Source organism: Agromyces sp. Y558, from assembly GCF_059445415.1.
In genome coordinates this window covers 236,083-261,213 of sequence record NZ_JCAIUH010000004.1, presented here as the reverse complement: position 1 = coordinate 261,213, position 25,131 = coordinate 236,083, and the positions used below count along the sequence as shown (strand labels likewise).

The following is a 25,131-nucleotide window of genomic DNA, read 5'->3' as shown; positions in this document are numbered from 1 at the left end:
ATGCCACGCAGTCTGAAGAAGGGCCCCTTCGTCGATGACCACCTGCTTCGCAAGGTGATCACGGCCAACGAGGCCAGCAGCAAGAACGTGATCAAGACCTGGTCACGCCGTTCGATGATCATCCCGGCCATGCTGGGTCACACCATCGCGGTGCACGACGGTCGCAAGCACATCCCGGTGTTCGTCACCGAGACCATGGTGGGTCACAAGCTCGGCGAGTTCGCCCCCACCCGCACCTTCCGTGGACACGTGAAGGACGACAAGAAGGGCCGTCGCCGCTAAGCGGTGACGTGAAGGAGGAGAAGAAATGGTGGAGTCGATCGCACGCGTGCGACACATCCGCGTGACCCCCATGAAGGCCCGTCGCGTCGTCAACTTGATCCGCGGTAAGCAGGCACAGGAGGCACTCGCCATCCTGAAGTTCGCACCCCAGGGTGCGAGCGAGCCGGTGTACAAGCTCGTCGCCTCGGCCATCGCGAACGCTCGCGTCAAGGCCGATGCCTCGAACACCCATCTGGACGAGCAGGACCTCTACATCAGCAGCGCATTCGTCGATGAGGGCACTACCCTCAAGCGATTCCAGCCGCGTGCCCAGGGTCGTGCCTTCCGCATCAACAAGCGAACGAGCCACATCACCGTCGTGCTCGCCACGCCCGAGGAGGGTACGAAGTAATGGGTCAGAAGGTCAACCCGTACGGCTTCCGTCTCGGCATCACCACCGACCATGTGTCGCGGTGGTTCTCAGACTCGACGAAGCCCGGTCAGCGCTATGCCGACTATCTTGCAGAAGACATCAAGATCCGTCGACTGCTCCAGACGTCGCTCGACCGTGCCGGTGTCTCGCGCATCGAGATCGAGCGCACCCGTGACCGTGTCCGCGTGGACATCCACACGGCGCGTCCCGGCATCGTGATCGGTCGCCGCGGAGCCGAAGCGGAGCGCATCCGCTCCGACCTCGAGAAGCTCAGCGGCAAGCAGATCCAGCTGAACATCCTCGAGGTGAAGAACCCCGAGGCCGACGCACAGCTCGTCGCTCAGGGCATCGCCGAGCAGCTCTCCGCTCGTGTGGCATTCCGCCGCGCGATGCGCAAGGGTCTGCAGGGTGCCCAGCGCGCCGGCGCCAAGGGCGTTCGAATTCAGGTCTCCGGCCGCCTCGGCGGCGCCGAAATGAGCCGTTCGGAGTTCTACCGCGAAGGCCGTGTGCCACTGCACACGCTTCGCGCGAACATCGACTACGGCTTCTACGAGGCGAAGACCACGTTCGGCCGCATCGGTGTGAAGGTCTGGATCTACAAGGGCGACATCACCAACAAGGAGCTCGCCCGCGAGCAGGCCAACCAGAAGTCGTCGCGCCCAGAGCGCAGCGACCGTCCCCGTCGTGCGCCCAAGGCGCAGGAGCCGGCGGCAGCAGGAGTTGAGGCATAACCATGTTGATTCCCCGTCGAGTCAAGTTCCGCAAGCAGCACCACCCCGGCCGTTCGGGCCACGCCACCGGCGGCACCACGGTCACCTTCGGTGAGTACGGTATCCAGGCGTTGACCCCCGCGTATGTGACGAACCGTCAGATCGAGTCCGCTCGTATCGCGATGACCCGTCACATCAAGCGCGGTGGAAAGGTGTGGATCAACATCTACCCCGACCGTCCGCTCACGAAGAAGCCGGCCGAAACCCGCATGGGTTCCGGTAAGGGTTCGCCTGAGTGGTGGGTCGCGAACGTCAAGCCGGGTCGAGTCCTCTTCGAGGTCTCCGGTGTCTCCGAGGAACTCGCTCGTGAGGCTCTGACCCGTGCCATCCACAAGCTGCCCCTCAAGGCACGCATCATCAAGCGCGAGGAGGGCGACGCATAATGGCCGTCGGCACCAAGGAGCTCAGCCCCGTCGAGCTCGACACATTTGAAGACGAGCGACTCGTCGATGAGCTGAAGAAGGCCAAGGAGGAGCTGTTCAACCTGCGCTTCCAGTCGGCCACGGGTCAGCTCGAAAGCCATGGCCGCCTCCGCGCGGTCAAGCGCGATATCGCGCGCATCTACACGGTCATCCGCGAGCGCGAGCTCGGCATCCGGGCCACGCCCGCGCCGGTCGAAGCTCCGGTCAAGGCCGAGAAGAAGACCAAGAAGGCCAAGGCCGAGGCATCCGAGACCGCACCGGTCGCTGATGACGCTGCCGAAGCAGAGACGAAGGAGGCCTGATCATGGCTGAGACCAAGAAGCCAGCTGCCGGAGTCGGCACCGCGGCCGAGGTCGACTCCGCGGCCGAACTCGTCCGCGGCTACCGCAAGGTCCGTCGCGGCTACGTGACCAGCGACAAGATGGACAAGACCATCGTCGTCGAGGTCGAGGACCGCGTGAAGCACCCTCTCTACGGGAAGGTCATCCGCCGCACCTCCAAGGTCAAGGCGCATGACGAGGCGAACACCGCAGGCATCGGCGACCTCGTCGTGATCAGCGAGACCCGCCCGCTCAGCGCCACCAAGCGCTGGCGTCTGGTCGAGATCGTCGAGAAGGCCAAGTAAGCCTCGGGCTTACTTGAAAGAAGGAGTTCACAGTGCTTCAGCAGGAATCACGAGTCAAGGTCGCCGACAACACCGGCGCGAAGATGCTGCTCACGATCCGCGTTCTCGGCGGCTCGAAGCGTCGCTACGCCGGCCTCGGTGACACGATCGTCGCCACCGTCAAAGACGCGATCCCCGGCGGCAACGTCAAGAAGGGCGATGTGGTCAAGGCCGTCATCGTCCGCACCGTCAAGGAGACCCGTCGCTCCGACGGCTCCTACATCAAGTTCGACGAGAACGCAGCGGTGATCCTCAAGAACGACGGCGACCCTCGCGGCACCCGAATCTTCGGACCCGTCGGTCGCGAGCTTCGCGACAAGAAGTTCATGAAGATCATCTCGCTGGCACCGGAGGTTATCTGAACATGGCCAACATCAAGAAGGGCGACCTCGTGCAGGTCCTCTCGGGCCGCAGCCAGGCGCGCGGCGGAGACCGCGGCAAGCAGGGCAAGGTGCTCGAGGTGCTCGTCGCCAAGAACCGCGTCGTCGTCGAGGGCATCAACTTCGTGACGAAGCACGTTCGCGTCGGCCAGACGCAGCGCGGCTCGAAGACGGGTGGCATCGAGACCCAAGAGGCGTCGATCCACGTGTCGAACGTCGCGCTCGTCGACCCCGAGTCGAAGAAGCCGACCCGTGTCGGCTTCCGCAACGAGACCGTGACGAAGGACGGCGTCGAGAAGACGGTCCGCGTCCGCTACGCCAAGAAATCAGGTAAGGACCTGTAATGACCGATACGGCTACGCAGGCTGGCAAAATCCAGCCGCGACTGAAGACCAAGTACCGGGACGAGATCTCGAAGACCCTCATCGAGGAGCACGGCTACACCAACGTGAACCAGGTGCCCGGTCTCGTGAAGATCGTCGTGAACATGGGCGTCGGCGAGGCCGCGCGCGATGGCAAGGTCATCGACGGTGCTATCGCCGACCTCACCAAGATCACCGGCCAGAAGCCGCAGGTCACCAAGGCTCGCAAGTCCATCGCGCAGTTCAAGCTGCGCGAGGGCCAGCCGATCGGTGCACACGTGACGCTTCGCGGCGACCGCATGTGGGAGTTCCTCGACCGCCTGCTCTCGCTCGCTCTGCCGCGCATCCGGGACTTCCGGGGCCTGTCCGAGAAGCAGTTCGACGGCACCGGCAACTACACCTTCGGTCTCACGGAGCAGTCCGTGTTCCACGAGATCGACCAGGACAAGATCGACCGCGTTCGTGGCATGGACATCACCGTGGTGACCACCGCCAAGACCGATGAAGAGGGTCGCGCGCTGCTCAAGCAGCTCGGCTTCCCCTTCAAGGCGGCCGAGTCCGCCAACTGAACCACGGATGCCGCGTCCGGTCCCTGAGCTCGTCGAAGGGCGCCCGCGGCATCCGAACCGGTTCCCCACATCCGTGGGGGCCGACACCACAGGTCACCGCTCGTGTAACGGGCGTTGAAACCTGGTGAACGTAAGGAAACACTTGCCATGACGATGACCGACCCGGTCGCTGACATGCTGACCCGTCTGCGGAACGCGAACTCCGCGCACCACGATTCCGTGTCGATGCCCAACTCCAAGCTCAAGGCGCACATCGCCGAGATCTTGAAGAAGGAGGGCTACATCGCCGACTTCGAGCTGACTGACGCGCGAGTGGGCAAGACCCTCACGCTGGAGCTCAAGTTCGGCCCAAACCGCGAGCGTTCGATCGCGGGCATCAAGCGCGTCTCCAAGCCCGGCCTCCGCGTGTACGCGAAGTCGACGGAGCTCCCCAAGGTGCTCGGCGGTCTCGGCGTTGCCATCCTGTCCACCTCCAGCGGTCTGCTCACCGACCGCCAGGCCGAGAAGAAGGGCGTAGGCGGAGAAGTCCTCGCCTACGTGTGGTAGTTCCATGTCACGAATCGGACGACTTCCCATCGACATCCCCGCGGGCGTCGACGTCAAGATCGACGGCCAGGCCGTCGCCGTGAAGGGCCCGAAGGGCGAGCTTTCGCTCACCGTCGCCGCCCCCATCGAGGTCAAGCTCGAGGAGAACCAGGTTCTCGTCACCCGACCCGACGACGAGCGCACCTCGCGTTCGCTGCACGGCCTCACGCGTACCCTCATCGCCAACCAGATCATCGGTGTGACTCAGGGCTACTCGAAGGCACTCGAAATCGTCGGCACCGGCTACCGCGTGGCCCAGAAGGGCGGCTCCCTCGAGCTCGCGCTCGGTTTCTCGCACCCCGTCGTCGTCGAAGCGCCGGCCGGCATCACGCTGACCGTCGAGGGCAACAACAAGATCACCGTTGCCGGCATCGACAAGCAGGCCGTCGGCGAGACCGCCGCGAACATCCGCAAGATCAAGAAGCCGGAGCCCTACAAGGGCAAGGGCATCCGCTACGCCGGCGAGGTCGTGCGTCGCAAGGCCGGAAAGGCTGGTAAGTAATCATGGCCGTGAAGACCAAGACGGCTGCGCGTTCGCGCCGCCACACCCGCCTTCGCAAGAAGGTCGTCGGCACCGAGATGCGTCCGCGCCTCGTTGTCACCCGTTCGGCACGGCACGTTTTCGTGCAGGTCGTCGATGACGCCGCCGGCCGCACGCTGGCATCCGCGTCCACGATGGAGGTCGACCTCCGTGCGTTCGACGGTGACAAGACCGCCAAGGCCAAGAAGGTCGGCGAGCTCGTCGCGGAGCGCGCGAAGCAGGCCGGCATCGAGTCGGTCGTCTTCGATCGCGGCGGCAACAAGTACGCCGGTCGCGTTGCAGCGATCGCCGATGGAGCGCGAGAGGCAGGGCTCAACCTGTGAGCACCGTACCTATTGAAAATGGCACTACGAAGGAGCCCGAGGTGACCGTAGAGGCACCCGTCGAGACGGCAGCCGCTTCAGAGCCGGCCCGCAACGAGCGCGATGCTCGTCGTGGTGGCGGTGGCGGCGGCGGCGGTGGCGGTCGCGACCGCAACCAGGGTGGCCGTGACCGCGGTGGCCGTGACGCCGACAAGAGCCAGTTCCTCGAGCGCGTCGTGACCATCAACCGCGTGTCGAAGGTCGTCAAGGGCGGCCGTCGCTTCAGCTTCACGGCGCTCGTCGTCGTGGGCGATGGCAACGGACTCGTCGGCGTCGGCTACGGCAAGGCGCGCGAGGTTCCGACCGCGATCTCCAAGGGCGTCGAGGAGGCGAAGAAGAACTTCTTCCGCGTCCCCCGCGTCGGAGCGACCATCCCGCACCCCGTGCAGGGTGAGGCCGCAGCCGGCGTCGTCCTGCTGCGTCCCGCGTCCGCCGGTACCGGTGTCATCGCCGGTGGTCCGGTGCGCGCCGTGCTCGAGTGCGCCGGCATCCACGACGTCCTGAGCAAGTCGCTCGGCTCGTCGAACACCATCAACATCGTGCGCGCCACGGTGGCGGCCCTGCAGGAGCTCGAAGAGCCGCGTGCGGTCGCTGCGCGTCGTGGGTTGCCCTACGACGAGGTCGCTCCGGCCCGTCTGCTGCGTGCCGAAGCCCAGGCAGCTGAGGCTGCCGCAGCATCGAAGGCAGGTGCCTGATGGCCAAGCAGCTGAAGGTGACCCAGATCAAGTCCAAGGTGAGCGAGAAGCAGTACCAGCGCGACACGCTGCGCAGCCTCGGGCTCAAGCGCATCGGCGCTTCGGTCATTCGCGAGGACACCCCGCAGAACCGCGGCTACGTGAACACCGTCGCGCACCTCGTGAAGGTTGAGGAGATTGACTAATGGCTGACGAGAAGAAGGACGTCGCCGCCGAAGCCCCCAAGAAGGCTCCGACGAAGAAGGCGGCCGCCAAGCCCGCCGCCGCGAAGGCCGCCCCCAAGGCAGCCGAGAAGAAGGCTGCCGGAGCGGCGGCCGACGCTCCGAAGGCTGCGGCGAAGGCTGCGACCGAGAAGAAGGCCCCAGCGAAGGCCGCGTCCACCAAGACGGCCGCCGCCAAGGCGGATGTCGCGGAGAAGCGCGAGCAGGTGCTGAAGGTGCACCACCTCCGCCCGGCTCCCGGTGCCAAGAAGGACAAGACCCGCGTCGGACGCGGTGAGGGTTCGAAGGGCAAGACGGCCGGTCGCGGCACCAAGGGCTCGAAGGCGCGTGGCAGCATCCGCCCCGGGTTCGAGGGTGGACAGCTTCCGTACCACATGCGTGCGCCGAAGCTGCGCGGGTTCAAGAACCCGTTCCGCGTCGAGTACCAGGTGGTCAACCTGGAGAAGCTCGCCGAGCTGTACCCGAAGGGCGGCGATGTCACCATCGCCGATCTCGTCGACAAGGGCGCTGTTCGCAAGAACGAGCGCGTCAAGGTACTCGGCAACGGTGACATCCAGGTGAAGCTCACCGTCGCGGTCGACAAGGTCTCCGGCTCGGCCGAGCAGAAGATCGTCGCCGCTGGCGGCTCGGTCAAGTAGACCGGAAACAGCACCGATTGCTCGAGCCAGTCGAGACCTCGCGTATGATTCACGGGGGTCTCGACTGGCTCGAGTCGCATATGGACTGACTCCACACGGAGCAACAGGAGGACGAGTGTTCAACGCCATCGGGCGGATCTTCCGCACGCCGGATCTTCGCCGCAAGCTCGGGTTCACGCTGGGCATCGTCGCCCTGTTCCGGCTCGGCTCGTTCATTCCCGCGCCATTCGTCGATTTCGGCAACGTGCAGGCCTGCCTCGCAGCCAACCAGGCGGGGGCGGCCGGTCTCTACGACCTCGTCAACCTGTTCTCGGGTGGCGCGCTGCTGCAGCTGTCGATCTTCGCGCTGGGCATCATGCCCTACATCACCGCGTCGATCATCGTGCAGTTGCTGCGCGTGGTGATCCCCCACTTCGAGTCCCTGTACAAAGAGGGCCAGTCCGGCCAGGGACGTCTCACCCAGTACACGCGGTACCTCACGATCGCTCTCGGCGTGCTCCAGTCGACGACGCTCATCACGGTCGCCCGTTCCGGCGCGCTGTTCCCGTCGAACGATCCCGCGTGTTCGCAGCTCATCTCGAACGACGCGTGGTATGCGATCCTGCTCATGGTCGTCACCATGACCGCCGGTACCGGCGTCATCATGTGGATGGGCGAGCTCATCACCGAGCGCGGCATCGGCAACGGCATGTCGCTCCTGATCTTCACCTCGATCGCCGCGACGTTCCCCGGTTCGCTCTGGTCGATCGGCATCGCCCGCGGCTGGGACGTGTTCGCGATCGTGCTCGCCATCGGCCTCGTGGTCGTGGTCGCCGTGGTCTTCGTCGAGCAGTCGCAACGACGAATCCCCGTGCAGTATGCGAAACGCATGGTCGGCCGGCGCACGTACGGCGGCAACAACACGTACATCCCGATCAAGGTCAACATGGCGGGCGTGGTGCCGGTCATCTTCGCCTCCTCACTGCTGTACCTGCCTGCGCTCATCGCGCAGTTCAACACCCCGGCGGCCGGCGAGACCCCGCAGCCGTGGGTCACCTGGATCACGAACTACCTCACGCAGGGCAGCCACCCGCTGTACATGCTCATGTACTTCCTGCTCATCGTCGGCTTCACGTACTTCTACGTGGCGATCACGTTCAACCCCGACGAGGTCTCCGAGAACATGAAGAAGTACGGCGGGTTCATCCCGGGCATCCGTGCGGGTCGACCGACCGCCGAGTACCTCGACTACGTGCTCACCCGCATCACCCTGCCGGGCTCGCTCTATCTCGGCCTCGTCGCGCTGATCCCGCTGATCGCCTTCGCGTGGGTCGGCGCCGACCAGAACTTCCCGTTCGGCGGCGCATCGATCCTGATCATCGTCGGCGTCGGCCTCGAGACGGTGAAGCAGATCGACGCCCAGCTGCAGCAGCGACACTACGAAGGACTTCTTCGATGACCCTTCGAGGGCCTCAAGACGGCGCGCCTTCCGCCACCGGCTCCGCCCGCTTCCTGATCGTCGGGCCTCAGGGCTCCGGCAAGGGAACGCAGGGCGTGCTCGTCGCGGAGGCCTTCGGAGTGCCCCAGATCGCCACGGGTGACATCTTCCGGGCGAACGTCGCAGGTGGCACCGAACTCGGCAAGCGGGTGCAGGCGATCATCGAGGCGGGTGACCTCGTCTCCGATGCGCTCACGAGTGAGCTCGTTCGCGATCGGCTCAGCCAAGCGGATGCCGCGGAGGGCTTCCTGCTCGACGGGTATCCCCGCAACCGTGCGCAGGTCGAGGACCTCGACGTGTTCCTCACGGGCCGCGGTGAGGCGCTCGACGCCGTCATCGAGCTCGATGTTCCCCGTGCCGAGAGCATCGCTCGACTGCAGCAGCGGGCCGCTGATCAGGGGCGCACCGACGACACCGAAGAGGTCATCGCGAACCGGCTTGCGATCTACGAGCGCGAGACGGCCCCGATCCTCGACGTGTACCGGCCGCGCGGCGTCGTCGTCCGCATCGACGGGGTGGGTTCGCTCGACGAAGTCACCCAGCGCATCTTCCAGGGTCTGGCCGAGCGCGGCCTCACGCCGTCCAACGGCTACGACGTCTCAGCCTGAGCCAGAGTGTTCAGACGTTCGATCTACAAGTCGCCGCCCGAGCTCCGGTCGATGCGGGCAGCGGGTGAGGCGACTGCAGCGGCCCTCGCAGAGGCACGGCGCCTCCTGGTTCCGGGTGCGACGCCGATCGAGCTCGACGCGGCGGCAGAGCGGGTGATCCGCGATGCGGGCGGGCGACCGAACTTTCAGCTCGTGCCCGGGTACCGGCATACACTCTGCGTCTCGGTCGACGACGACGTGGTGCACGGCATCCCCGGTGACCGTCCGTTCCGCCCGGGCGACATCGTCTCGGTCGACGGCGGGGCCGAGGTCGACGGCTGGAACGGCGACTCGGCGTTCACCCTCGTGCTGCCCGACCCGGCGCGCCCAGACGTCGTCGCCTCCCGTGAGCAGCTGAGCCGTGTCACGGAACAGTCCCTGTGGCTCGGCATCGCAACGCTGGCCGGAGCGGCCCACCTCAACGAGGTGGGCGCGGCCATGGAGGACTTCGTGCACGGTGAGGGCGACTACGGCATCCTCACCGACTATGTCGGCCACGGCATCGGACGCTCGATGCACGAAGAGCCGCCGGTGTTCAACTACCGCGTCGATCGCCGCGGACCGGCGGTCAAGCCCGGACTCGTCGTGGCGATCGAGCCGATGATCGTCGGCGGTGCGATCGACACGTTCACCCGCGACGACGACTGGACGGTGACCACCTCCGACGGATCGGACGCCGCGCACTGGGAACACTCCGTCGCGGTGCACGCCGATGGCATCTGGGTGCTCACCGCACCCGACGGCGGCGCTGCGGGCCTTGCACCGTTCGGCATCAGGCCGGCACCGATCGCCTGACTGAGATCGTGCCCGGCGAACCGGTGCCGGGAGCGGACGGCGCCGACTACGGCTCCATGAGGCGGGCGAGCTCGGCCAGCAGCCCCGGGTAGTCGGTGGCACCGTGAACGAGTCGCTCGACGTTCGAGCGCTCCGAGAACGCCTCCACGAACTGGTCGAAGACGTCTTGGAACTCGGCTCGCCCGTCGTCGGCGAAGGCGATGAGGGCGACCACGTTGACGCGGGCGCCCGACCAGTCGATCGGCGTCTCATCGATCGCGATCGCGATCGCGGTGCGATTCGCCGACATCGTCAGCGCGTGCGGCACCGCGAGGTACTCGGTGAACGCGGTCGACGAGAGTCGCTCCCGCTCGAGCGTGCCGTCGACGTAGGAGTGGTCGATGACGCCCGCGGCGATCATGCGGTCGCCGAGGAGACGGATGACCTGCTCGGGGTCCTGCCCGTGCAGGCCGCGGACGAAGAGCTCGGGCGTGATGTACTGCGAGAGCGCGACGGCGAGGCGCGCGCGTCGCCGAACCCGCCGGATTCGACCGAGCTCGGATCGGATACGTTCGAGGTCGTGCTCCGTGGGAAACAGCGAGATCCGTACGAAGTTCGGAGTCGGAACCGGCGGGGTGAGCACCGAGACGACGAGCTCGGCCGGCAGGTTCGACCATTCGACCCCGGCATGATCGACGAGGCCGACGAGGTCGATGTCATCGGGGAAGGCCTTCGTGATGCGTTCGGCGAGCGCCAGGTGCACGTCGTGGTAGGCCGGCGCGACGATGATGACGCGCACACGCTCGGCGCTCGCCCGGCGACGGTCCAGGTACGCCCCGACATGCATCGCGATGTAGGCGATCTCGTCGTCGTCGACGACGATGCCCTCGGCCACGGCGAGTTCGTGGGCGATGTAGACCGAGAGGTCGTAGATGAGCGGATACGCCGACTTGATCGTCGCGGTCAGGGGATTGCGCGACGGCCGGTGCTCGGCCGAGCGCGCAACGAGATTGTCGACGTGCAGGGCGAGGCGTTCGATGAACTCGTCATCGTCGAGCTCTACGAGGTACGCATCGGCCGCACGCCCGACCACTGCGCGCACCAGGGCAGATCTGGAGGAGAGCGGGGGTGCAGGGGCATCCGTCGTCGGAACGGTGCGCGTCGCTGCGCGCGTGCCGAGCAGTCTCGAGAGGTGGGCGAGTTCGGTGTCGCCGACGGCGGTGCCGAACCGCGTGCGGATGACCCCGTCGAGCAGGTCTCCGAGCGCTGTGCGCTCCAAGTCTGCGGTGCGGTCCGACGGCGTCGGCAACTCGTCGGCGTCGAGCCTGTGGTCATGGCCGACTCGATCGACGGCGATGGCGATGTGGAGGAGCACGTCATTCAATGCGTACTCGTTCGGCGCGTACCCCGCCTCCGCGAGGCGCGCGACGAGCGAGACTCGGAACGCCGGCAGTTCGGGATACGCCTCGCGCAGCGCGGCGTCGCCCTGCGTGCCGCGCGCCGCCTCCTCTCGGAAGAGGGTGCCGAGCAAGCGCCGTGTCGCCGACTCGGGACCGCCGAGGCTCACGCGAGGGCCGCGTCGTACGAGGGCGAGACCGGTGCCGGCCAATCGCGCCCGGATGCGGCCGAGATCGGCCTCGACCGTCGATTCACTGACATGCAATGAAGAAGCCGTCTCGTACACGTCGAGGCCGGCGTCGGCATCGGCAAGGGCTCGGATGATGCACGCGACACGCGCTGCCGGGGAGGTGCCCGACGGCCGACTCTCATGGGCGGTAGTCCACGCCGCGCGATCGAGGCGGTACCCGTGCGGCCCCGACTGCACGACGATGGCGCTCGTGTTCGCATTCGCGACATAGCTGCGGATGGTGCGCGGTGTCACATCGAGCCGGGTCGCGAGTTCGGCGGCGGTCGTCCAGTCGGCGCGCTCGACGAGCACCTCGACGAGGCGCTCCCATTTCTCGGCCACACGCATCTCCCGGGTTTTGCCCGAGCCACTCGGCCCCGGGCGGTGAACACAGTCAACCATCCGGCACGAGCGTGCACCCGCCAGCACGAGAGGGTTTCCGGGGGAGCGGAAGCGAATGTGCTGGAGCGGCGCCGCGACGAGGGCGGAGAATCGAGGTGATCGCGGCTTCGGCCGTGGTCGAGACGATCAACGGAGACCGCGAGCGGCGGGGCGAGGAGACACCGGATGCGCATCATCGTGGTCTGCGGCGCCGGCGCCTCGAGCACATTCGTCGCCGTGCGCCTCCGGCGCGCTGCCAAAGCACGCGGACTGCCGATGGAGGCGAAGGCGACGAGCCAGTCCCGGCTCGATGTCGAGCTGCCCGGAGCCGATCTGCTCCTCATCGGCGCGCACCTCGGCGATCGTCTCGACTCGCTCCGCGAACGCGCGGCTGCGGCATCCGTCGTCTTCGCGGTGCTGCCCGACGATGCGGCCACCACCCCCGACGGCGAGGCGCTGCTCGATCTCGCGCTCGCCGCGACCGGGACACGATCATGATCCGCCGCGCGGTGCTCACCGCTCCCTCACTCGCGGCGGAGGGCTATGGTGAACGAGGGAATGGACACTCGCGACGGAGACCGGAAACATGGTTGAACGAACAGTTCGAATCGGATCGACGCACGGCTTGCACGCACGGCCTGCCAAGCTCTTCACTCAAGCCGTCGCAGCCTCGGGCGCCGCGGTCACGCTCAGCAAGGCCGGCGGCAAGCCCGTCAACGCGGCGAGCATCCTCGGCGTCATCTCGCAGGGCATCGACCATGGCGACGAGGTCACACTCGTCGTCGAGGGCGGCGACGAGCAGACCCTGCTCGACGAGCTCATCGAACTGCTCAGCACCGACCACGACGAGTAGGGCGGGGCATCCGTCTCCGTTCGATTCGACGACTCGAGAGGGCGAATGATGGAGATCACGGGCACCGGAATCGGCCAGGGGGTGGCCGTCGGGCCGGTGGTGCGCATGGCGGAGCGCCTGCCGGAGCCGGTCGATCGACCGAGTCACCTCGACCCCGAACGCGAAGGCGAGCGGGCGAGGGCGTCGCTCTCCGTCGTCGCGGCGGAGCTCGCCAATCGCGGGGCCAAGGCCGGCGGAGCTGCGAAGGACGTGCTCGAGGCGCAGGCGATGATGGCAGAGGACCCGAGCCTCATCGACGAGGTGACGAAGCTGCTCGCGACCGGCAAGACCGCCGAGCGCGCCGTGTTCGAGGCGTTCGCCGCCTATCGCGACCTGCTCGCCGGCATGGGCGGTTACATGGGCGAGCGCGCCGCCGACCTCGACGACATCTCCCAGCGCGTCATCGCGCACCTGCTGAAGCTCCCGGCCCCCGGCGTGCCGAACCCGGGGCATCCGTTCGTGCTCGTCGCCCGCGACCTCGCACCCGCCGACACCGCGACTCTCGACCTCGGCCAGGTGCTCGGGCTCGTGACCGTCGACGGCGGCCCGACCTCGCACACCGCGATCCTCGCTCGCGAGAAGTCCATCGTCGCAGTGGTCGGGGCAGCGGATGCCGCGAGCCTCGCCGACGGCGATATGGTCGTGGTCGACGCCGCAGGCGACGTCGTCATCGCCTCGCCCTCGGCCGAGCAGGTCGCTGACGCGAAGTCCCGCATCGCCGAGCGCGCGGCGCTCGAGGCGGCGCCGGTGACGCCGGGCGCGCTCGCCGACGGCACCCCGGTGCCGCTCCTCGCGAACCTCGGTTCGGCCGATGGCGCCGCAGAGGCGTTGAAGCTCGGCGCCGAGGGCGTCGGCCTCTTCCGCACCGAGTTCCTCTTCCTCGACGCAGACAGTGCGCCGACCGTTCGAGAGCAGCAGGATCACTACACGCGGCTGCTCACGGCGTTCGCCGGCAAGAAGGTCGTCGTACGCGTGCTCGATGCCGGCGCCGACAAGCCGCTCTCCTTCCTCAACGACGCGCCCGAAGAGAACCCGGCACTCGGGCTCCGCGGCATCCGCGCGCTTCGACACTCCGAGGTCATCCTCCGGGAGCAGCTCACCGCGCTCGCCGCGGCCGACGCGGCGACCGACGCCGAACTCTGGGTGATGGCGCCGATGATCGCGACGGTCGAGGAGACGCGATACTTCACGGGGCTCGCCAAGGAGCTCGGCATCAGTGTCGCCGGTGTGATGGTCGAGACCCCGTCGGCAGCGCTCATCGCAGGCCACGTGCTCGCCGCGAGCGACTTCGCCTCCATCGGCACGAACGACCTCACGCAGTACACGATGGCCGCCGACCGCCTGCTCGGCACCGTCGCGAACCTGCAGAACCCGTGGCATCCTGCCGTGCTGCAGTTGATCGCCGATGTGGGTCGTGCCGGCGCCGAACTCGGCAAGCCCGTCGGCATCTGCGGCGAGGCCGCCGCCGACCCGCTGCTCGCCGTCGTGCTCGTGGGCCTCGGCGCCACGAGCCTGTCGATGTCACCATCGGCACTCGCAGATGTCCGCGCCTCCCTCGCGCGGTACAGCCCGGATGACGCGAAGGCGCTCGCCCGGGCAGCACTGGCCGCTGAGGGAGCGGCCGAAGCCCGAGCGGCGGCTGACGCCGCCGCCACCGACATCACCACGACGCGGAGTCCGCGTCGTGACCATCAGAGAGGCAAATCATGACGACGACGTCATCGGACACGAAGCGGCCAGGGGGAGGCCGTGTAGCCGTCCAGAAGTTCGGCACCTTCCTCAGCGGCATGATCATGCCGAACATCGCGGCCTTCATCGCGTGGGGGTTCATCACCGCCCTGTTCATCGCCACGGGCTGGTGGCCGAACGGCATCCTCGGCGGCTACGGCGACGCCGAGGCGATCGGCTGGCCGGGCGCCATGACCGCGCTCGCGCAGACCGAAGACGGCGCGACCTTCCAGCAGTACGTCGGGCTCGTCGGGCCGATGATCACCTACCTGCTGCCACTTCTCATCGCCAATACCGGCGGCCGTATGGTGTACGGCGAACGCGGCGGCGTGGTCGCCTCGATCGCGACGGTCGGTGTCATCGTCGGCACGAACATCCCGATGTTCCTCGGCGCGATGATCATGGGCCCGCTCGCAGCCTGGATCATGAAGAAGGTCGACTCGATCTGGGACCAGAAGATCAAGGCCGGCTTCGAGATGCTGGTCAACAACTTCTCGGCCGGCATCCTCGGCATGCTCCTCGCGATTGCGGGCTTCTTCGGATTCGGGCCGGCGGTGGCGTGGATCAGCCAGGCGCTCGGCGCGATCGTCGACTGGCTCGTGGCGCTCTCCCTCCTCCCACTGCTCAGCATCATCGTCGAGCCGGCGAAGGTGCTGTTCCTGAACAACGCCATCAACCACGGCGTGTTCACGCCGATCGGCACCGAGCAGGCGCTCGAGACGGGCAAGTCGATCCTCTTCCTCGTCGAGGCGAACCCCGGCCCCGGTCTCGGCATCCTTCTCGCCTTCAGCTTCTTCGGCATCGGAGCCGCCCGCGCGAGTGCACCCGGGGCCATCGTCATCCAATTCTTCGGCGGCATCCACGAGATCTACTTCCCGTACGTGCTCATGAAGCCCGCCCTCATCGCGGCGGCGATCCTCGGCGGCATGACGGGCGTCGCGACGAACGCGATCTTCGGCAGCGGTCTGCGAGCGCCTGCCGCACCGGGCAGCATCATCGCGGTTCTCATCCAGACCGCCAACGACAGTTTCGTCGGGGTGATCCTCTCGGTCGTGCTCGCGACCACGGTCTCCTTCCTCGTGGCCTCGGTGATTCTGCGGGCCAGTCGCAAGCGCGACCTCGAGAACGCGAACGCCGGTGACCTGAGCGCGGCGATCGCCCAGACCGAGGCGAACAAGGGCAAGACCTCGACCGTGCTCGGCAACCTTGCCACGGAAGGTGCCGCCGCAGGCGGTGCGCTGCTCGCAGAGGGGGAGGCCGCGGCGTTCGAGCGGAAACCCATCCACACGATCATCTTCGCCTGCGACGCCGGCATGGGCTCGAGCGCCATGGGTGCCACGGTGCTGCGAAATAAGATCAAGAAGGCCGGCATCGACAGCGTCGACGTCACGAACAAGGCGATCGCCAGCCTCACCGACGACGTCGACCTCGTCGTCACCCATCAGGACCTCACCGACCGGGCACGACTGCAGTCGCCGAACGCCCTGCACATCTCGGTCGACAACTTCATGAACTCGCCGAAGTACGACGAGATCGTGCACCTGCTGGAATCCGAAGGCGTGCGCTGAAAGGCCAGCGCCTATAGAAAGGAACGGCCCATGACCGAACAGATCCTCTCTCCCGAGAACGTGCGGCTCGCACCTCGTGCGGCCGACCGCGAGCAGGCGATCCGCGACGCCGGCGGCATCCTCGTCGATGCCGGCGCGGTGCGCCCGGACTACCTCGACTCGATGCTCGAGCGGGAGGGATCCGTCTCGACCTACATGGGCAACTTCCTGGCAATCCCGCACGGCACGAACGAGGGCAAGGACGCGATTCTGCGCTCCGCGCTCTCGTTCGTGCGGTACGACGAGCCTCTCGACTGGGGCGGCGAGCCGGTGCGGTTCGTCGTCGGCATCGCGGGGCTCGAGAACGAGCACCTCGAGATCCTCTCCAAGATCGCGATCATCTTCTCCGACGACGACTCGGTGCAGTCGCTCGTCGACGCCGCGTCGGCGGAGGAGATCTTCGCACTGCTCTCGGAGGTCAACGACTCGTGAAGGCCGTGCACTTCGGCGCCGGCAACATCGGGCGCGGCTTCGTGGGTCTCCTGCTCCACGAGGCGGGCTACGAGGTCGTGTTCGCCGACGTGAACGCCGAGCTCATCGATGCGCTCGCGGCATCCGACCACTACACCGTGCACGAGGTCGGCGCCGGCGACCGCGACCGGGTCGTCGACGGCTATCGCGCCGTCAACAGTGCGACGGATGCCGCGGCGCTCGCCGCCGAGCTCGAGACCGCCGAGATCGCGACGACCGCGGTCGGGCCGACCATTCTGCGCTTCATCGCCCCGCACCTCGTGGCGGCGCTCCGCGCGAGGGCAGCGGATGCCCCGCCCCTGGCGATCATGGCCTGCGAGAACGCGATCAACGCCACCGACGTGCTGCGAGACGAGATGGCCGCGCTCGTCTCCGAGCCGGAGTGGCCGGCGCTCGCCGCGCGCGCCGTATTCGCCAACACAGCGGTCGACCGCATCGTGCCTGCCCAGGCACCGGGCGCTGGGCTCGACGTCACGGTCGAGACGTACTTCGAGTGGTCCATCGAGCGCCCGCCGTTCGGCGCCATTGCGCCCGACATCCCCGGCGCGCACTTCGTGGCCGACCTGGGGCCCTACATCGAGCGAAAGCTCTTCACCGTGAACACCGGGCACGCCGCCACGGCGTACTTCGGCTTCCTCGCCGGCCATGAGCGCATCAGCGACGCGCTCGCCGATCCAGGCGTCGCTGGCGCGGTCGAGCGCGTGCTCGCGGAGACGTCGGCGCTCATCGTCGACAAGCACGGCTTCACCGAGGCGCAACAGGCGGAGTACCGCGCGAGCATTCTCGAGCGCTTCCGCAACCCCGAGCTGCCAGACACCGTCGAGCGCGTCGGCCGCCAGCCGTTGCGCAAGCTCGGCAGGCACGAGCGCTTCATCGGACCGGCGGCCGAGCTCGCCGAGCGCGGGCAACCGGTCGAGGGTCTCCTCGCCGCGGTCGGCGCGGCCCTTCGCTTCGATGTGCCCGCCGACCCAGAGAGCGTCGAGCTGCAGGCTCTGCTGCCGGCGCGGGGCGCCGCGGAGCTCGTGCACGAGGTGACGGGCATCGAGGCGGAGCATCCGCTCGAATCCGGGCTCATCGCTGTGTTCACCGACGCGCAGTCGACAGCGTGACGCGTCGTCGCCGCGGCATCCGTGGCTCAACTGGCGAAGCGGGCCCGAATCGCCTATAGTTGACCCTTGGTGTTCTGCACGCCTGCTTCGGCATGCCTGACGGTCTGTGTTCCCACAGATCTTCTGTGTTTGACGGAGCTGCGCTCTGCGCAGAACCATCGCACGACCAGCATCCCAAACTCCAAGCGATAGTGAGGCTATGGCCAAGAAAGACGGCGTCATCGAGATTGAAGGCTCGGTCACCGAGGCCCTTCCGAACGCGATGTTCCGGGTGGAACTCTCGAACGGGCACAAGGTCCTCGCGCACATTTCAGGGAAGATGCGCCAGCACTACATCCGCATTCTCCCCGGAGACCGCGTGATCGTGGAGCTGAGCCCATACGACCTGACGCGCGGCCGCATCGTCTACCGCTACAAGTAAGGGCTGTTCGGAAAGTAACGGCCCGCGGCGTCCCGCGGGTACGAGGACAGCGAAATCCAAGGAATAATCGTGAAGGTCAACCCCAGCGTCAAGCCCATCTGCGACCACTGCAAGGTGATTCGCCGCCACGGCCGCGTCATGGTCATCTGCAAGGCCAACCCGCGCCACAAGCAGCGTCAGGGCTAGTCACAGACGAGGGGCGCACGCGCCCCGTTCCCCACAACTGAACATATCGGCAGCGCCAGAAGTATCGATTTCGATACGCCGCTTCGCGGCTACTCGATCAGCGATACGGACACCTCGGGTCGGAGGCCCGGGCACCGGCGTTGTTCCACACCTCCACTTCGAAACAGGAGAAGCCACACATGGCACGTCTGGCAGGAGTCGACATCCCGCGCGAGAAGCGCGTGGAGATCGCACTGACTTACATCTACGGCGTCGGCCGCACGCGAGCGCTCACCACGCTCGCCGAGACCGGCATCGACGGAAACATTCGCGTGAAGGACCTCAGCGACGAGCAGCTCATCGCCCTCCGCGACTACATCGAGGTCAACTTCAAGGTTGAGGGTGACCTGCGCCGTGAGGTGGCAGCCGACATCCGCCGCAAGGTCGAGATCGGCTCCTACGAGGGCATCCGCCACCGTCGCGGTCTCCCGGTCCGAGGCCAGCGCACCAAGACCAACGCTCGCACCCGCAAGGGACCGAAGCGCACCGTGGCCGGCAAGAAGAAGGCTCGCTAGGCCTCGGCCCAGTGATCCAGCGCCTCTAGGATTCAGGAGAAATCATGGCAGCACCCAAGACGGCAGCTCGCAAGCCGCGCAAGAAGGAAAAGAAGAACATCGCAGTGGGCCAGGCCCACATCAAGTCGACGTTCAACAACACGATCGTCTCGATCACCGACACCAACGGTGCCGTGATCAGCTGGGCTTCCTCCGGCGGCGTCGGCTTCAAGGGCTCGCGCAAGTCGACCCCGTTCGCCGCGCAGCTGGCCGCAGAGTCGGCCGCCCGCCAGGCGCAGGAGCACGGCATGAAGAAGGTCGACGTCTTCGTCAAGGGCCCCGGCTCGGGCCGCGAGACCGCGATCCGTTCCCTTCAGGCCGCAGGGCTCGAGGTCGGCAGCATCAACGACGTGACGCCCCAGGCGCACAACGGATGCCGCCCGCCCAAGCGACGTCGCGTCTGATCTCTTCCCGGTGATCGAGGAGGCGTCCGGCTCAGCCGGGCTCTCCTCGATCGCCGGGACATCCGTTCTCTCATACAACTCAAGATCCTCGTACTCGCAGGTGTCATATAGCGGACACCCTGCCGAAAGGAATCAACAGTGCTGATCGCACAGCGCCCGACGCTCACCGAAGAGAACATCTCGGAGTTCCGTTCGCGTTTCGTGATCGAGCCCCTCGAGCCGGGCTTCGGTTACACCCTGGGCAACTCGCTCCGTCGCACCCTCCTCTCCTCGATCCCCGGCGCAGCCGTGACGAGCATCCGCATCGACGGCGTGCTCCACGAGTTCTCGACCGTTCCGGGCGTGAAGGAGGATGTCACCGAGATCATCCTCAACATCAAGAACCTGGTCGTCTCCAGCGAGCACGACGAGCCGATCACCGCGTACCTGCGCAAGCAGGGTTCCGGTGAGGTCACCGCCGCCGACATCTCGGCTCCGGCCGGCGTCGAGGTGCACAACCCCGAGCTCGTCATCGCGACGCTCAACGACTCGGCGAAGTTCGAGCTCGAGCTCACGATCGAGCGTGGCCGCGGCTACGTCTCGGCCAGCCAGAACCGCAACGAGTACTCAGAGGCCGGCCAGATCCCGGTCGACTCGATCTACTCGCCGGTACTCAAGGTCACCTACCGTGTCGAGGCCACCCGTGCCGGCGAGCGCACCGACTTCGACCGTCTCGTGGTCGACGTCGAGTCGAAAGCGGCCATCACGCCGCGCGACGCGATCGCTTCGGCGGGCCGCACGCTCACCGAGCTGTTCGGTCTCGCCCGCGAGCTGAACACCGCCGCCGAGGGCATCGAGATCGGCCCCGCGCCGGTCGATGCCGTGCTCTCCAGCGAGCTCTCGATCCCGATCGAAGACCTCGACCTGTCGGTGCGCAGCTACAACTGCCTGAAGCGCGAGGGCATCAACACGGTGTCCGAGCTCGTCGCCCTGTCGGAATCGCAGCTCATGAACATCCGCAACTTCGGTCAGAAGTCGGTGGATGAGGTCAAGGACAAGCTCACCGAAATGGGTCTGTCGCTCAAGGACTCGGTCCCCGGGTTCGACGGCGCCCACTTCTACACGGGCTTCGAAGACGAGAACAACTAGGCAGGCACTGCGCCCGCCCGCCCACCCCCACCTACTGGAGAGAACGAACCATGCCGAAGCCCACGAAGGGCCCCCGCCTCGGAGGCGGCCCCGCCCACGAGCGGTTGATGCTCGCGAACCTCGCTGCTGCGCTGTTCACGCACAAGCGCATCACCACGACCGAGACGAAGGCCAAGCGCCTGCGTCCGCTCGCCGAGCGTCTGGTGACGTTCGGCAAGCGCGGTGACCTGCACGCGCGTCGTCGTGTGCTCGGTGTCATCGGCGACAAGACCGTCGTGCACGAGCTGTTCACGGTCATCGCACCGCAGGTCGCCGACCGTGAAGGCGGTTACACCCGCATCACGAAGATCGGCAACCGCAAGGGCGACAACGCGCCCATGGCGGTCATCGAGCTCGTGCTCGAGCCCGTGACCCCGAAGAAGCGCGCAGCCAAGCCGGCCGCCGCCGAGGCGCCCGTCGCCGAGGAGGTTCCGGCCGAGGTCGTCGAGGAGACCGAGGTCGTCGAGACCGAGGCTGCCGCCGATGAGACGACCGAGGCTGTCGCCGACGAGGCGCCCGCCGAGACCGAGGCCGCCGAGGCCAAGTAGTCTCGACACTCGTTCACGAAGGCCCCGGTGCGATTGCACCGGGGCCTTCTGCGTGCCACGCACGTGTCGCCGTCTAGGCTGAAAGAGTGACCGAGCACGACTTGCCGCCGCTCTCCGAGCGCATCGCGGCTCCCGAGACGCTCCCGCCCCTTTCGCATCCCGACGTCGTGACATGGCGTCCGGTCGGCGATGACGACCTCGACCTGCTCGTCGCACTCGAGGCGGCGATGGCGGCGGCCGACCATCCCGAGTACGCGGTGCCGCGCGAGGAGCTCGCCGACGACCTCGGGATGTCGTTCGTCGACCGCGAACTCGACACGGTCGTCGCGCTCGATGCCGACGGTCGGGCGGTGGCGTGGGGCATCGCGTACCACCCGCCGGAGCACGACACGCTCGTGCGCACGATCCTCGCGGGCGGCGTGCATCCCGAACTGCGTCGGCGGGGCATCGGCCGAGTGCTTTTCGCCTGGCAGCGTGCGCGGGGCGAACAGCAGCTCGCGGCATCCGATCTGCCGCTTCCCGGCTGGATAATGGCCTTCTCCGACGACCGCGCGCGGGGGGCCGGTCCGCTGTTCGAGTCGTCGGGGTTCAGCGCGGCGCGGTACTTCGCGGGTTTGCGCCGAGATCTCGGGGAGCCGATCGATGATGCTGGTCCCGGCGACGGTGTTCGCATCGAGATGCTGACGTCATCGCGGATCGACGAGGTGCGAGAGGCTCGCAACGACGCGTTCCGCGATCACTGGGGCAGCCAGCCGACATCCGAGGAGCAATGGCGGGCCTTCGCCTCGAGCGCGGTGTTCCGACCCGATCTCTCGGTCGTGGCCGTCGAAGAGGCGAGCGACCGTGTCGTGGGGTTCGTGCTCGCCGAAGTGAAGGAAGACGACTGGGCCGGGCAGGGCTTCTCGAGTGCGCACGTGCCACTCGTCGGCGTCGTGCGCGGCCAACGCGGGCGCGGCATCGCAAAGGCGCTGCTGGCGACCCACCTGGCGGCTGCCAGTGTCGCCGGGCTCGAGTACTCCACGCTCGAGGTCGACGCCGCGAGCCCCACCGGTGCGCTAGCCCTGTACGAGCGCATGGGGTTCCGAGCGGCGACCCGCGAGACCAGCTACACGATCGTGGTGTAGCGCTCCGGCGTCCCTCGTGCAACGAACACGACGTCGCGGAGACGTCGCGTCGGATCGCGTCGACCGGCCTGATTCGGCAGGATGAGCGGATGAGCGAGCAGCAGAGCGTACGGCTGAGTGACCGGGTTCCCGCAGAGGACGTCGAGACTCCGCAGCATCCGGATGCCCTGTGGCGCCCGGCGACCGAGGCTGACATCGATGCCATGCTCGTCTTCTTCGCCGCCGTCGCCGCAACGGACCACCCCGACTGGGTCGAGACGAGGGAGGAGGTCGGCGAGCCGTTCGAGCTGTCGCACATCGACGCCGTTCGTGACACCATGCTCGCGACCGGACCTGGCGGCGACGTGCTCGCATACGGTACGGCGGTCATGCCGCCGGGGCAGGAGACGCTCGTGCGCTCGATCGTCCTCGGCTCGGTGCACCCCGCCGTGCGCCGACGCGGCCTCGGTGCCGCCCTGCTTCAGTGGCAACTCGCACGGGCGCGGCAGCAGTTGCGATCCAGCGACTTGACGCTGCCCGGCTGGATCATGGCGTATGCCGATGAACGGTCGCCGGATGCCTCCGCGCTTCTCGAGGGGCACGGACAACCGCTTACGAGGCACTTCTTCATCCTCGAGCGGGACCTCTCCGAGCCGCTCCCCATGTTCCATCATCCGGTCGACGTGACGATCGCAGGCTGGAGTGACGAGCTCGCCGAGCCGACGCGAGTCGCGCGAAACGACGCATTCCGCGACCACTGGGGCAGCCAGTCGAGGAGCGTCGAGGAGTGGTCATCGATGGTGCATTCGGAGAGATTCGCTCCCGAACTCTCGTTCGTCGCCGTTGCGGAGGCGCCAGACGAGTCGACCGGGACCAGCGGGGCGGGGGTGGTCGGCTTCGTGCTCGCGTTGTTCAACCAAGGCGACCGGGAGAGGCAGGGATTCTCCTCGAGCTACGTGCAGCTCGTCGGTGTCGTGCGCGATCGCCGCGGTGAAGGCATTGCGCAGGCCCTGCTCGCGCGGCACTTCCAGGCTGCACGGGATGCCGGACTCCAGCGCGCCACCCTCACCGTCGACGCGGCCAACCCGAGCGGGGCTCTCGCTCTCTACGAGGGCATCGGCTTCGCGCCCGCACACACCCATGTGAGTCACGTGCGTGAGTACTGACGGCGCTTGCCTGCGGCACTCCATCCTCTCCATCTCGCGGCATCCGCTCAACGGTCTCGTTGCCCACAGTCGGCACGGGGCGGGTTGGGTGCTCGTGACCGGTGGCTCGTGATGCTCACCGTCGGCGGCCCTGGTGCGCGGGTCGCCGTCGCATCGCCATCCCAGGAGGCATGCGCCGAGACGGCAGCGCCCTGGGAGTGCGCGAGACGGTGACGCGGACCCTAGGCTGGTTCGGTGATCGAACGAGTGGATGCTGCGGGCGGTGCGAACCCTGCGGGCGGTGCGAACCCCGCGGGCGAGGCGAGCGACCCGGCCGATGCGGGCACCGGCGGCGCCGAGGCATCCGTCGTGCGCCTTCGGCTCGGCATCGCATACGACGGCACCGACTTCAACGGCTGGAGCCGCCAACCCGGGCAGCGCACGGTGCAGGGGGTGCTCGAAGCCGGGCTCGCGACCCTGTTCCGGCGCACGGGCGTTGTTCCGAGGCTCATGGTGGCCGGGCGCACCGACGCCGGGGTGCACGCGGTCGGGCAGGTCGCGCACCTCGATGTTTCGTTGGACGCGCTGCGGGCGGTGACGCGGCCGCGACGAGGGCACCCGGCCGAGGTGGCGAGCGAGGCGGGTGTGCTCGCACGACGACTCACCGGCATCCTCGGGGCCGGCGCCGATGTCGTCGTCAACAGCATCGATCGCGCGCCTCATGGGTTCGACGCCCGGTTCTCGGCGATGTGGCGCCGGTACGAGTACCGCGTCGCCGATGCATCCGCTCGACGCGACCCGCTCGAGCGCCGTCGCACCGTCGCCATCCCGCGTGCCCTCGACGAACGGGCGATGTCGGCCGCGGCCGAGTCGCTCGTCGGCCTCCACGACTTCGCGGCGTTCTGCAAGCCGCGTGCCGAGGCGACGACGATCCGCACGTTGCAGTCCTACCGGTGGCGCCGCGACGCAGACGGCGTGCTCGTGGCGTCGCTGCAGGCCGACGCCTTCTGCCGCTCGATGGTGCGCGCGTTGATCGGCGCGGTCGTCGCGGTGGGCGAGGGGCGTCTGGGTGTGGACTCACCCATGGAACTGCTTCGTGCGGCGCAGCGAACGAGCGCCTTCAAGGTCATGCCTGCGAAGGGCCTGGTGCTGACGGAGGTCGGATACCCCGATGACGACGAGCTCGAGACGCGGGCGGCGCAGACCCGTGCGCGGCGTGCGCTCCGGGCGCATCCGATCGACGCAGGGTTGCGCTGATTCAGGGTTGTGCTGATGCAGGACTGTGCTGACGCAGGCGGCGGCTCACCCGGGGGATTGGACGCCCGCGCCTCGACCCGCTAAGCTTTCCCTTTGGTGTCGTCCTCTGCGGCGACATGCGAAGTTGAGCCCTCCACCAGGGCGTTCGAACGCATCGCGGGCGAACACCCACCGGAGTGGGATTCACGAACCCCTCACTCGATCAGAAAGCAGCACTTCCGTGACGCGCACTTTCACTCCCAAGCCGTCCGACATCCAGCATGACTGGGTCGTCATCGACGCAACCGACATCGTGCTCGGTCGCCTCGCGAGCCACACCGCAGCCCTGCTGCGCGGCAAGCACAAGGCGATCTTCGCGAACCACGTCGACACCGGTGACTTCGTCATCATCGTCAACGCCGACAAGGTGGCCCTCACCGGCCAGAAGCTCGAGCAGAAGAAGGCCTACCGCCACTCGGGGTACCCGGGCGGCCTCAAGGCCGTCAGCTACGCCGAGCTTCTCGAGAAGAACCCCGTCCGCGCCGTCGAGAAGGCGATCCGTGGCATGCTCCCGAAGAACTCGCTCGGTCGGGCCCAGCTCAAGAAGCTGAAGGTCTACACCGGGCCGGAGCACCCGCACTCGGCTCAGCAGCCGAAGCCGTACACCCTCACCCAGGTCGCCCAGTAATTCCGGCACCCTCGACGTTCTCGA

35 protein-coding genes are annotated in these 25,131 nt (G+C 67.4%); 34 read left to right on the top strand and 1 reads right to left on the bottom strand.

Annotated elements, in window-relative coordinates; genetic code table 11:
* The 18 genes from rpsS to map all read left to right on the top strand — a co-directional run bounded on the left by rpsS (position 1) and on the right by map (position 9,822).
* Entirely contained in the window at positions 1 to 282 is a 282-nt protein-coding gene (rpsS, locus tag AC1C2T_RS18755) for a 30S ribosomal protein S19 (RefSeq protein ID WP_495352928.1), read from the top strand.
* 25 nt (positions 283 to 307) lie between these two features.
* Positions 308 to 673 carry a 50S ribosomal protein L22 gene (rplV, locus tag AC1C2T_RS18750; RefSeq protein ID WP_495362991.1) on the top strand — a complete coding sequence of 122 codons (366 nt, stop codon included), beginning with the start codon at positions 308 to 310 and terminating at the stop codon, positions 671 to 673.
* The gene (rpsC, locus tag AC1C2T_RS18745; RefSeq protein ID WP_495352930.1) at positions 673 to 1,425 is read left to right on the top strand and encodes a 30S ribosomal protein S3; all 753 of its coding nucleotides are present in this window, start codon (positions 673 to 675) and stop codon (positions 1,423 to 1,425) included. The genes rplV and rpsC overlap by 1 nt, the downstream gene beginning before the upstream one ends.
* A gap of 2 nt (positions 1,426 to 1,427) precedes the next feature.
* Complete coding sequence (rplP, locus tag AC1C2T_RS18740) at positions 1,428 to 1,847, top strand: 50S ribosomal protein L16 (protein WP_495362990.1); 420 nt, start codon at positions 1,428 to 1,430, stop codon at positions 1,845 to 1,847.
* Positions 1,847 to 2,188: a 50S ribosomal protein L29 gene (rpmC, locus tag AC1C2T_RS18735; protein WP_495362989.1), complete on the top strand. Its 342-nt coding sequence runs from the start codon at positions 1,847 to 1,849 to the stop codon at positions 2,186 to 2,188. The genes rplP and rpmC overlap by 1 nt, the downstream gene beginning before the upstream one ends.
* Positions 2,189 to 2,190: 2 nt before the next feature.
* Positions 2,191 to 2,511, top strand: a complete 321-nt coding sequence (gene rpsQ / locus AC1C2T_RS18730; protein WP_495362988.1) for a 30S ribosomal protein S17 — start codon at positions 2,191 to 2,193, stop codon at positions 2,509 to 2,511.
* A gap of 32 nt (positions 2,512 to 2,543) precedes the next feature.
* The gene (gene rplN, locus AC1C2T_RS18725) at positions 2,544 to 2,912 is read left to right on the top strand and encodes a 50S ribosomal protein L14 (RefSeq protein ID WP_495362987.1); all 369 of its coding nucleotides are present in this window, start codon (positions 2,544 to 2,546) and stop codon (positions 2,910 to 2,912) included.
* Positions 2,913 to 2,914: 2 nt separating this feature from the next.
* Positions 2,915 to 3,274, top strand: coding sequence for a 50S ribosomal protein L24 (rplX, locus tag AC1C2T_RS18720; protein WP_495362986.1), 360 nt, complete (start codon positions 2,915 to 2,917; stop codon positions 3,272 to 3,274).
* Positions 3,274 to 3,861: a 50S ribosomal protein L5 gene (rplE, locus tag AC1C2T_RS18715; protein ID WP_495362985.1), complete on the top strand. Its 588-nt coding sequence runs from the start codon at positions 3,274 to 3,276 to the stop codon at positions 3,859 to 3,861. The genes rplX and rplE overlap by 1 nt, the downstream gene beginning before the upstream one ends.
* Positions 3,862 to 4,008: 147 nt before the next feature.
* Entirely contained in the window at positions 4,009 to 4,407 is a 399-nt protein-coding gene (gene rpsH, locus AC1C2T_RS18710; protein WP_495362984.1) for a 30S ribosomal protein S8, read from the top strand.
* A gap of 4 nt (positions 4,408 to 4,411) precedes the next feature.
* On the top strand, positions 4,412 to 4,948 hold the full coding sequence (rplF, locus tag AC1C2T_RS18705; protein ID WP_495362983.1) for a 50S ribosomal protein L6: 537 nt from the start codon (positions 4,412 to 4,414) through the stop codon (positions 4,946 to 4,948).
* 2 nt (positions 4,949 to 4,950) lie between these two features.
* Positions 4,951 to 5,310, top strand: coding sequence for a 50S ribosomal protein L18 (gene rplR / locus AC1C2T_RS18700; protein WP_495362982.1), 360 nt, complete (start codon positions 4,951 to 4,953; stop codon positions 5,308 to 5,310).
* A gap of 41 nt (positions 5,311 to 5,351) precedes the next feature.
* Entirely contained in the window at positions 5,352 to 6,044 is a 693-nt protein-coding gene (gene rpsE, locus AC1C2T_RS18695) for a 30S ribosomal protein S5 (RefSeq protein WP_495362981.1), read from the top strand.
* Positions 6,044 to 6,229: a 50S ribosomal protein L30 gene (gene rpmD / locus AC1C2T_RS18690; RefSeq protein WP_022893865.1), complete on the top strand. Its 186-nt coding sequence runs from the start codon at positions 6,044 to 6,046 to the stop codon at positions 6,227 to 6,229. Before rpsE ends, rpmD begins: the two co-directional genes overlap by 1 nt.
* The gene (gene rplO, locus AC1C2T_RS18685) at positions 6,229 to 6,903 is read left to right on the top strand and encodes a 50S ribosomal protein L15 (RefSeq protein ID WP_495362980.1); all 675 of its coding nucleotides are present in this window, start codon (positions 6,229 to 6,231) and stop codon (positions 6,901 to 6,903) included. Before rpmD ends, rplO begins: the two co-directional genes overlap by 1 nt.
* Positions 6,904 to 7,018: 115 nt before the next feature.
* Positions 7,019 to 8,341: a preprotein translocase subunit SecY gene (gene secY / locus AC1C2T_RS18680; RefSeq protein ID WP_495362979.1), complete on the top strand. Its 1,323-nt coding sequence runs from the start codon at positions 7,019 to 7,021 to the stop codon at positions 8,339 to 8,341.
* Positions 8,338 to 8,988 carry an adenylate kinase gene (locus tag AC1C2T_RS18675; protein WP_495386279.1) on the top strand — a complete coding sequence of 217 codons (651 nt, stop codon included), beginning with the start codon at positions 8,338 to 8,340 and terminating at the stop codon, positions 8,986 to 8,988. The genes secY and AC1C2T_RS18675 overlap by 4 nt, the downstream gene beginning before the upstream one ends.
* A gap of 6 nt (positions 8,989 to 8,994) precedes the next feature.
* Positions 8,995 to 9,822, top strand: a complete 828-nt coding sequence (gene map / locus AC1C2T_RS18670) for a type I methionyl aminopeptidase (protein ID WP_495386278.1) — start codon at positions 8,995 to 8,997, stop codon at positions 9,820 to 9,822.
* 46 nt (positions 9,823 to 9,868) lie between these two features.
* On the opposite strand, the gene AC1C2T_RS18665 is transcribed toward map, so the two are convergent.
* Complete coding sequence (locus AC1C2T_RS18665) at positions 9,869 to 11,770, bottom strand: BglG family transcription antiterminator (protein WP_495386277.1); 1,902 nt, start codon at positions 11,768 to 11,770, stop codon at positions 9,869 to 9,871.
* Positions 11,771 to 11,995: 225 nt separating this feature from the next.
* Here AC1C2T_RS18665 and AC1C2T_RS18660 point away from each other — a divergent pair, with 225 nt between their 5' ends.
* From AC1C2T_RS18660 to rplM, 16 genes are all read left to right on the top strand, one after another.
* Positions 11,996 to 12,307 (top strand): PTS sugar transporter subunit IIB, encoded by a 312-nt coding sequence (locus tag AC1C2T_RS18660; RefSeq protein WP_495362975.1) that lies wholly within the window; start codon positions 11,996 to 11,998, stop codon positions 12,305 to 12,307.
* A gap of 88 nt (positions 12,308 to 12,395) precedes the next feature.
* The gene (locus AC1C2T_RS18655; RefSeq protein ID WP_495362974.1) at positions 12,396 to 12,662 is read left to right on the top strand and encodes an HPr family phosphocarrier protein; all 267 of its coding nucleotides are present in this window, start codon (positions 12,396 to 12,398) and stop codon (positions 12,660 to 12,662) included.
* A 45-nt stretch (positions 12,663 to 12,707) separates the two neighbouring features.
* A complete protein-coding gene (ptsP, locus tag AC1C2T_RS18650; RefSeq protein ID WP_495386276.1) occupies positions 12,708 to 14,411 on the top strand; it encodes a phosphoenolpyruvate--protein phosphotransferase in 1,704 nt (567 codons plus the stop codon).
* Positions 14,408 to 15,997, top strand: coding sequence for a PTS mannitol transporter subunit IIBC (locus AC1C2T_RS18645; RefSeq protein ID WP_495386275.1), 1,590 nt, complete (start codon positions 14,408 to 14,410; stop codon positions 15,995 to 15,997). The genes ptsP and AC1C2T_RS18645 overlap by 4 nt, the downstream gene beginning before the upstream one ends.
* A 30-nt stretch (positions 15,998 to 16,027) precedes the next feature.
* Positions 16,028 to 16,468 carry a PTS mannitol transporter subunit IIA gene (locus AC1C2T_RS18640; RefSeq protein WP_495362971.1) on the top strand — a complete coding sequence of 147 codons (441 nt, stop codon included), beginning with the start codon at positions 16,028 to 16,030 and terminating at the stop codon, positions 16,466 to 16,468.
* Positions 16,465 to 17,616: a mannitol-1-phosphate 5-dehydrogenase gene (locus AC1C2T_RS18635; protein ID WP_495386274.1), complete on the top strand. Its 1,152-nt coding sequence runs from the start codon at positions 16,465 to 16,467 to the stop codon at positions 17,614 to 17,616. The genes AC1C2T_RS18640 and AC1C2T_RS18635 overlap by 4 nt, the downstream gene beginning before the upstream one ends.
* Positions 17,617 to 17,815: 199 nt before the next feature.
* On the top strand, positions 17,816 to 18,037 hold the full coding sequence (gene infA / locus AC1C2T_RS18630; RefSeq protein ID WP_495352952.1) for a translation initiation factor IF-1: 222 nt from the start codon (positions 17,816 to 17,818) through the stop codon (positions 18,035 to 18,037).
* Between the two features lie 69 nt (positions 18,038 to 18,106).
* On the top strand, positions 18,107 to 18,223 hold the full coding sequence (rpmJ, locus tag AC1C2T_RS18625) for a 50S ribosomal protein L36 (protein WP_282836964.1): 117 nt from the start codon (positions 18,107 to 18,109) through the stop codon (positions 18,221 to 18,223).
* Between the two features lie 179 nt (positions 18,224 to 18,402).
* Positions 18,403 to 18,777, top strand: a complete 375-nt coding sequence (gene rpsM, locus AC1C2T_RS18620) for a 30S ribosomal protein S13 (RefSeq protein WP_495352953.1) — start codon at positions 18,403 to 18,405, stop codon at positions 18,775 to 18,777.
* Positions 18,778 to 18,821: 44 nt separating this feature from the next.
* Positions 18,822 to 19,220 (top strand): 30S ribosomal protein S11, encoded by a 399-nt coding sequence (gene rpsK / locus AC1C2T_RS18615; RefSeq protein WP_170024924.1) that lies wholly within the window; start codon positions 18,822 to 18,824, stop codon positions 19,218 to 19,220.
* A gap of 138 nt (positions 19,221 to 19,358) precedes the next feature.
* Positions 19,359 to 20,348 carry a DNA-directed RNA polymerase subunit alpha gene (locus AC1C2T_RS18610; RefSeq protein WP_495362969.1) on the top strand — a complete coding sequence of 330 codons (990 nt, stop codon included), beginning with the start codon at positions 19,359 to 19,361 and terminating at the stop codon, positions 20,346 to 20,348.
* A gap of 50 nt (positions 20,349 to 20,398) precedes the next feature.
* The gene (rplQ, locus tag AC1C2T_RS18605) at positions 20,399 to 20,935 is read left to right on the top strand and encodes a 50S ribosomal protein L17 (protein ID WP_495362968.1); all 537 of its coding nucleotides are present in this window, start codon (positions 20,399 to 20,401) and stop codon (positions 20,933 to 20,935) included.
* An 86-nt stretch (positions 20,936 to 21,021) separates the two neighbouring features.
* Entirely contained in the window at positions 21,022 to 22,059 is a 1,038-nt protein-coding gene (locus tag AC1C2T_RS18600) for a GNAT family N-acetyltransferase (protein WP_495386273.1), read from the top strand.
* Positions 22,060 to 22,148: 89 nt separating this feature from the next.
* Complete coding sequence (locus AC1C2T_RS18595) at positions 22,149 to 23,204, top strand: GNAT family N-acetyltransferase (protein ID WP_495386272.1); 1,056 nt, start codon at positions 22,149 to 22,151, stop codon at positions 23,202 to 23,204.
* 348 nt (positions 23,205 to 23,552) lie between these two features.
* Positions 23,553 to 24,440 (top strand): tRNA pseudouridine(38-40) synthase TruA, encoded by an 888-nt coding sequence (gene truA / locus AC1C2T_RS18590; protein WP_495386363.1) that lies wholly within the window; start codon positions 23,553 to 23,555, stop codon positions 24,438 to 24,440.
* 220 nt (positions 24,441 to 24,660) lie between these two features.
* Positions 24,661 to 25,107 (top strand): 50S ribosomal protein L13, encoded by a 447-nt coding sequence (gene rplM / locus AC1C2T_RS18585; protein ID WP_495352959.1) that lies wholly within the window; start codon positions 24,661 to 24,663, stop codon positions 25,105 to 25,107.
* Positions 25,108 to 25,131: the final 24 nt, after the last annotated feature.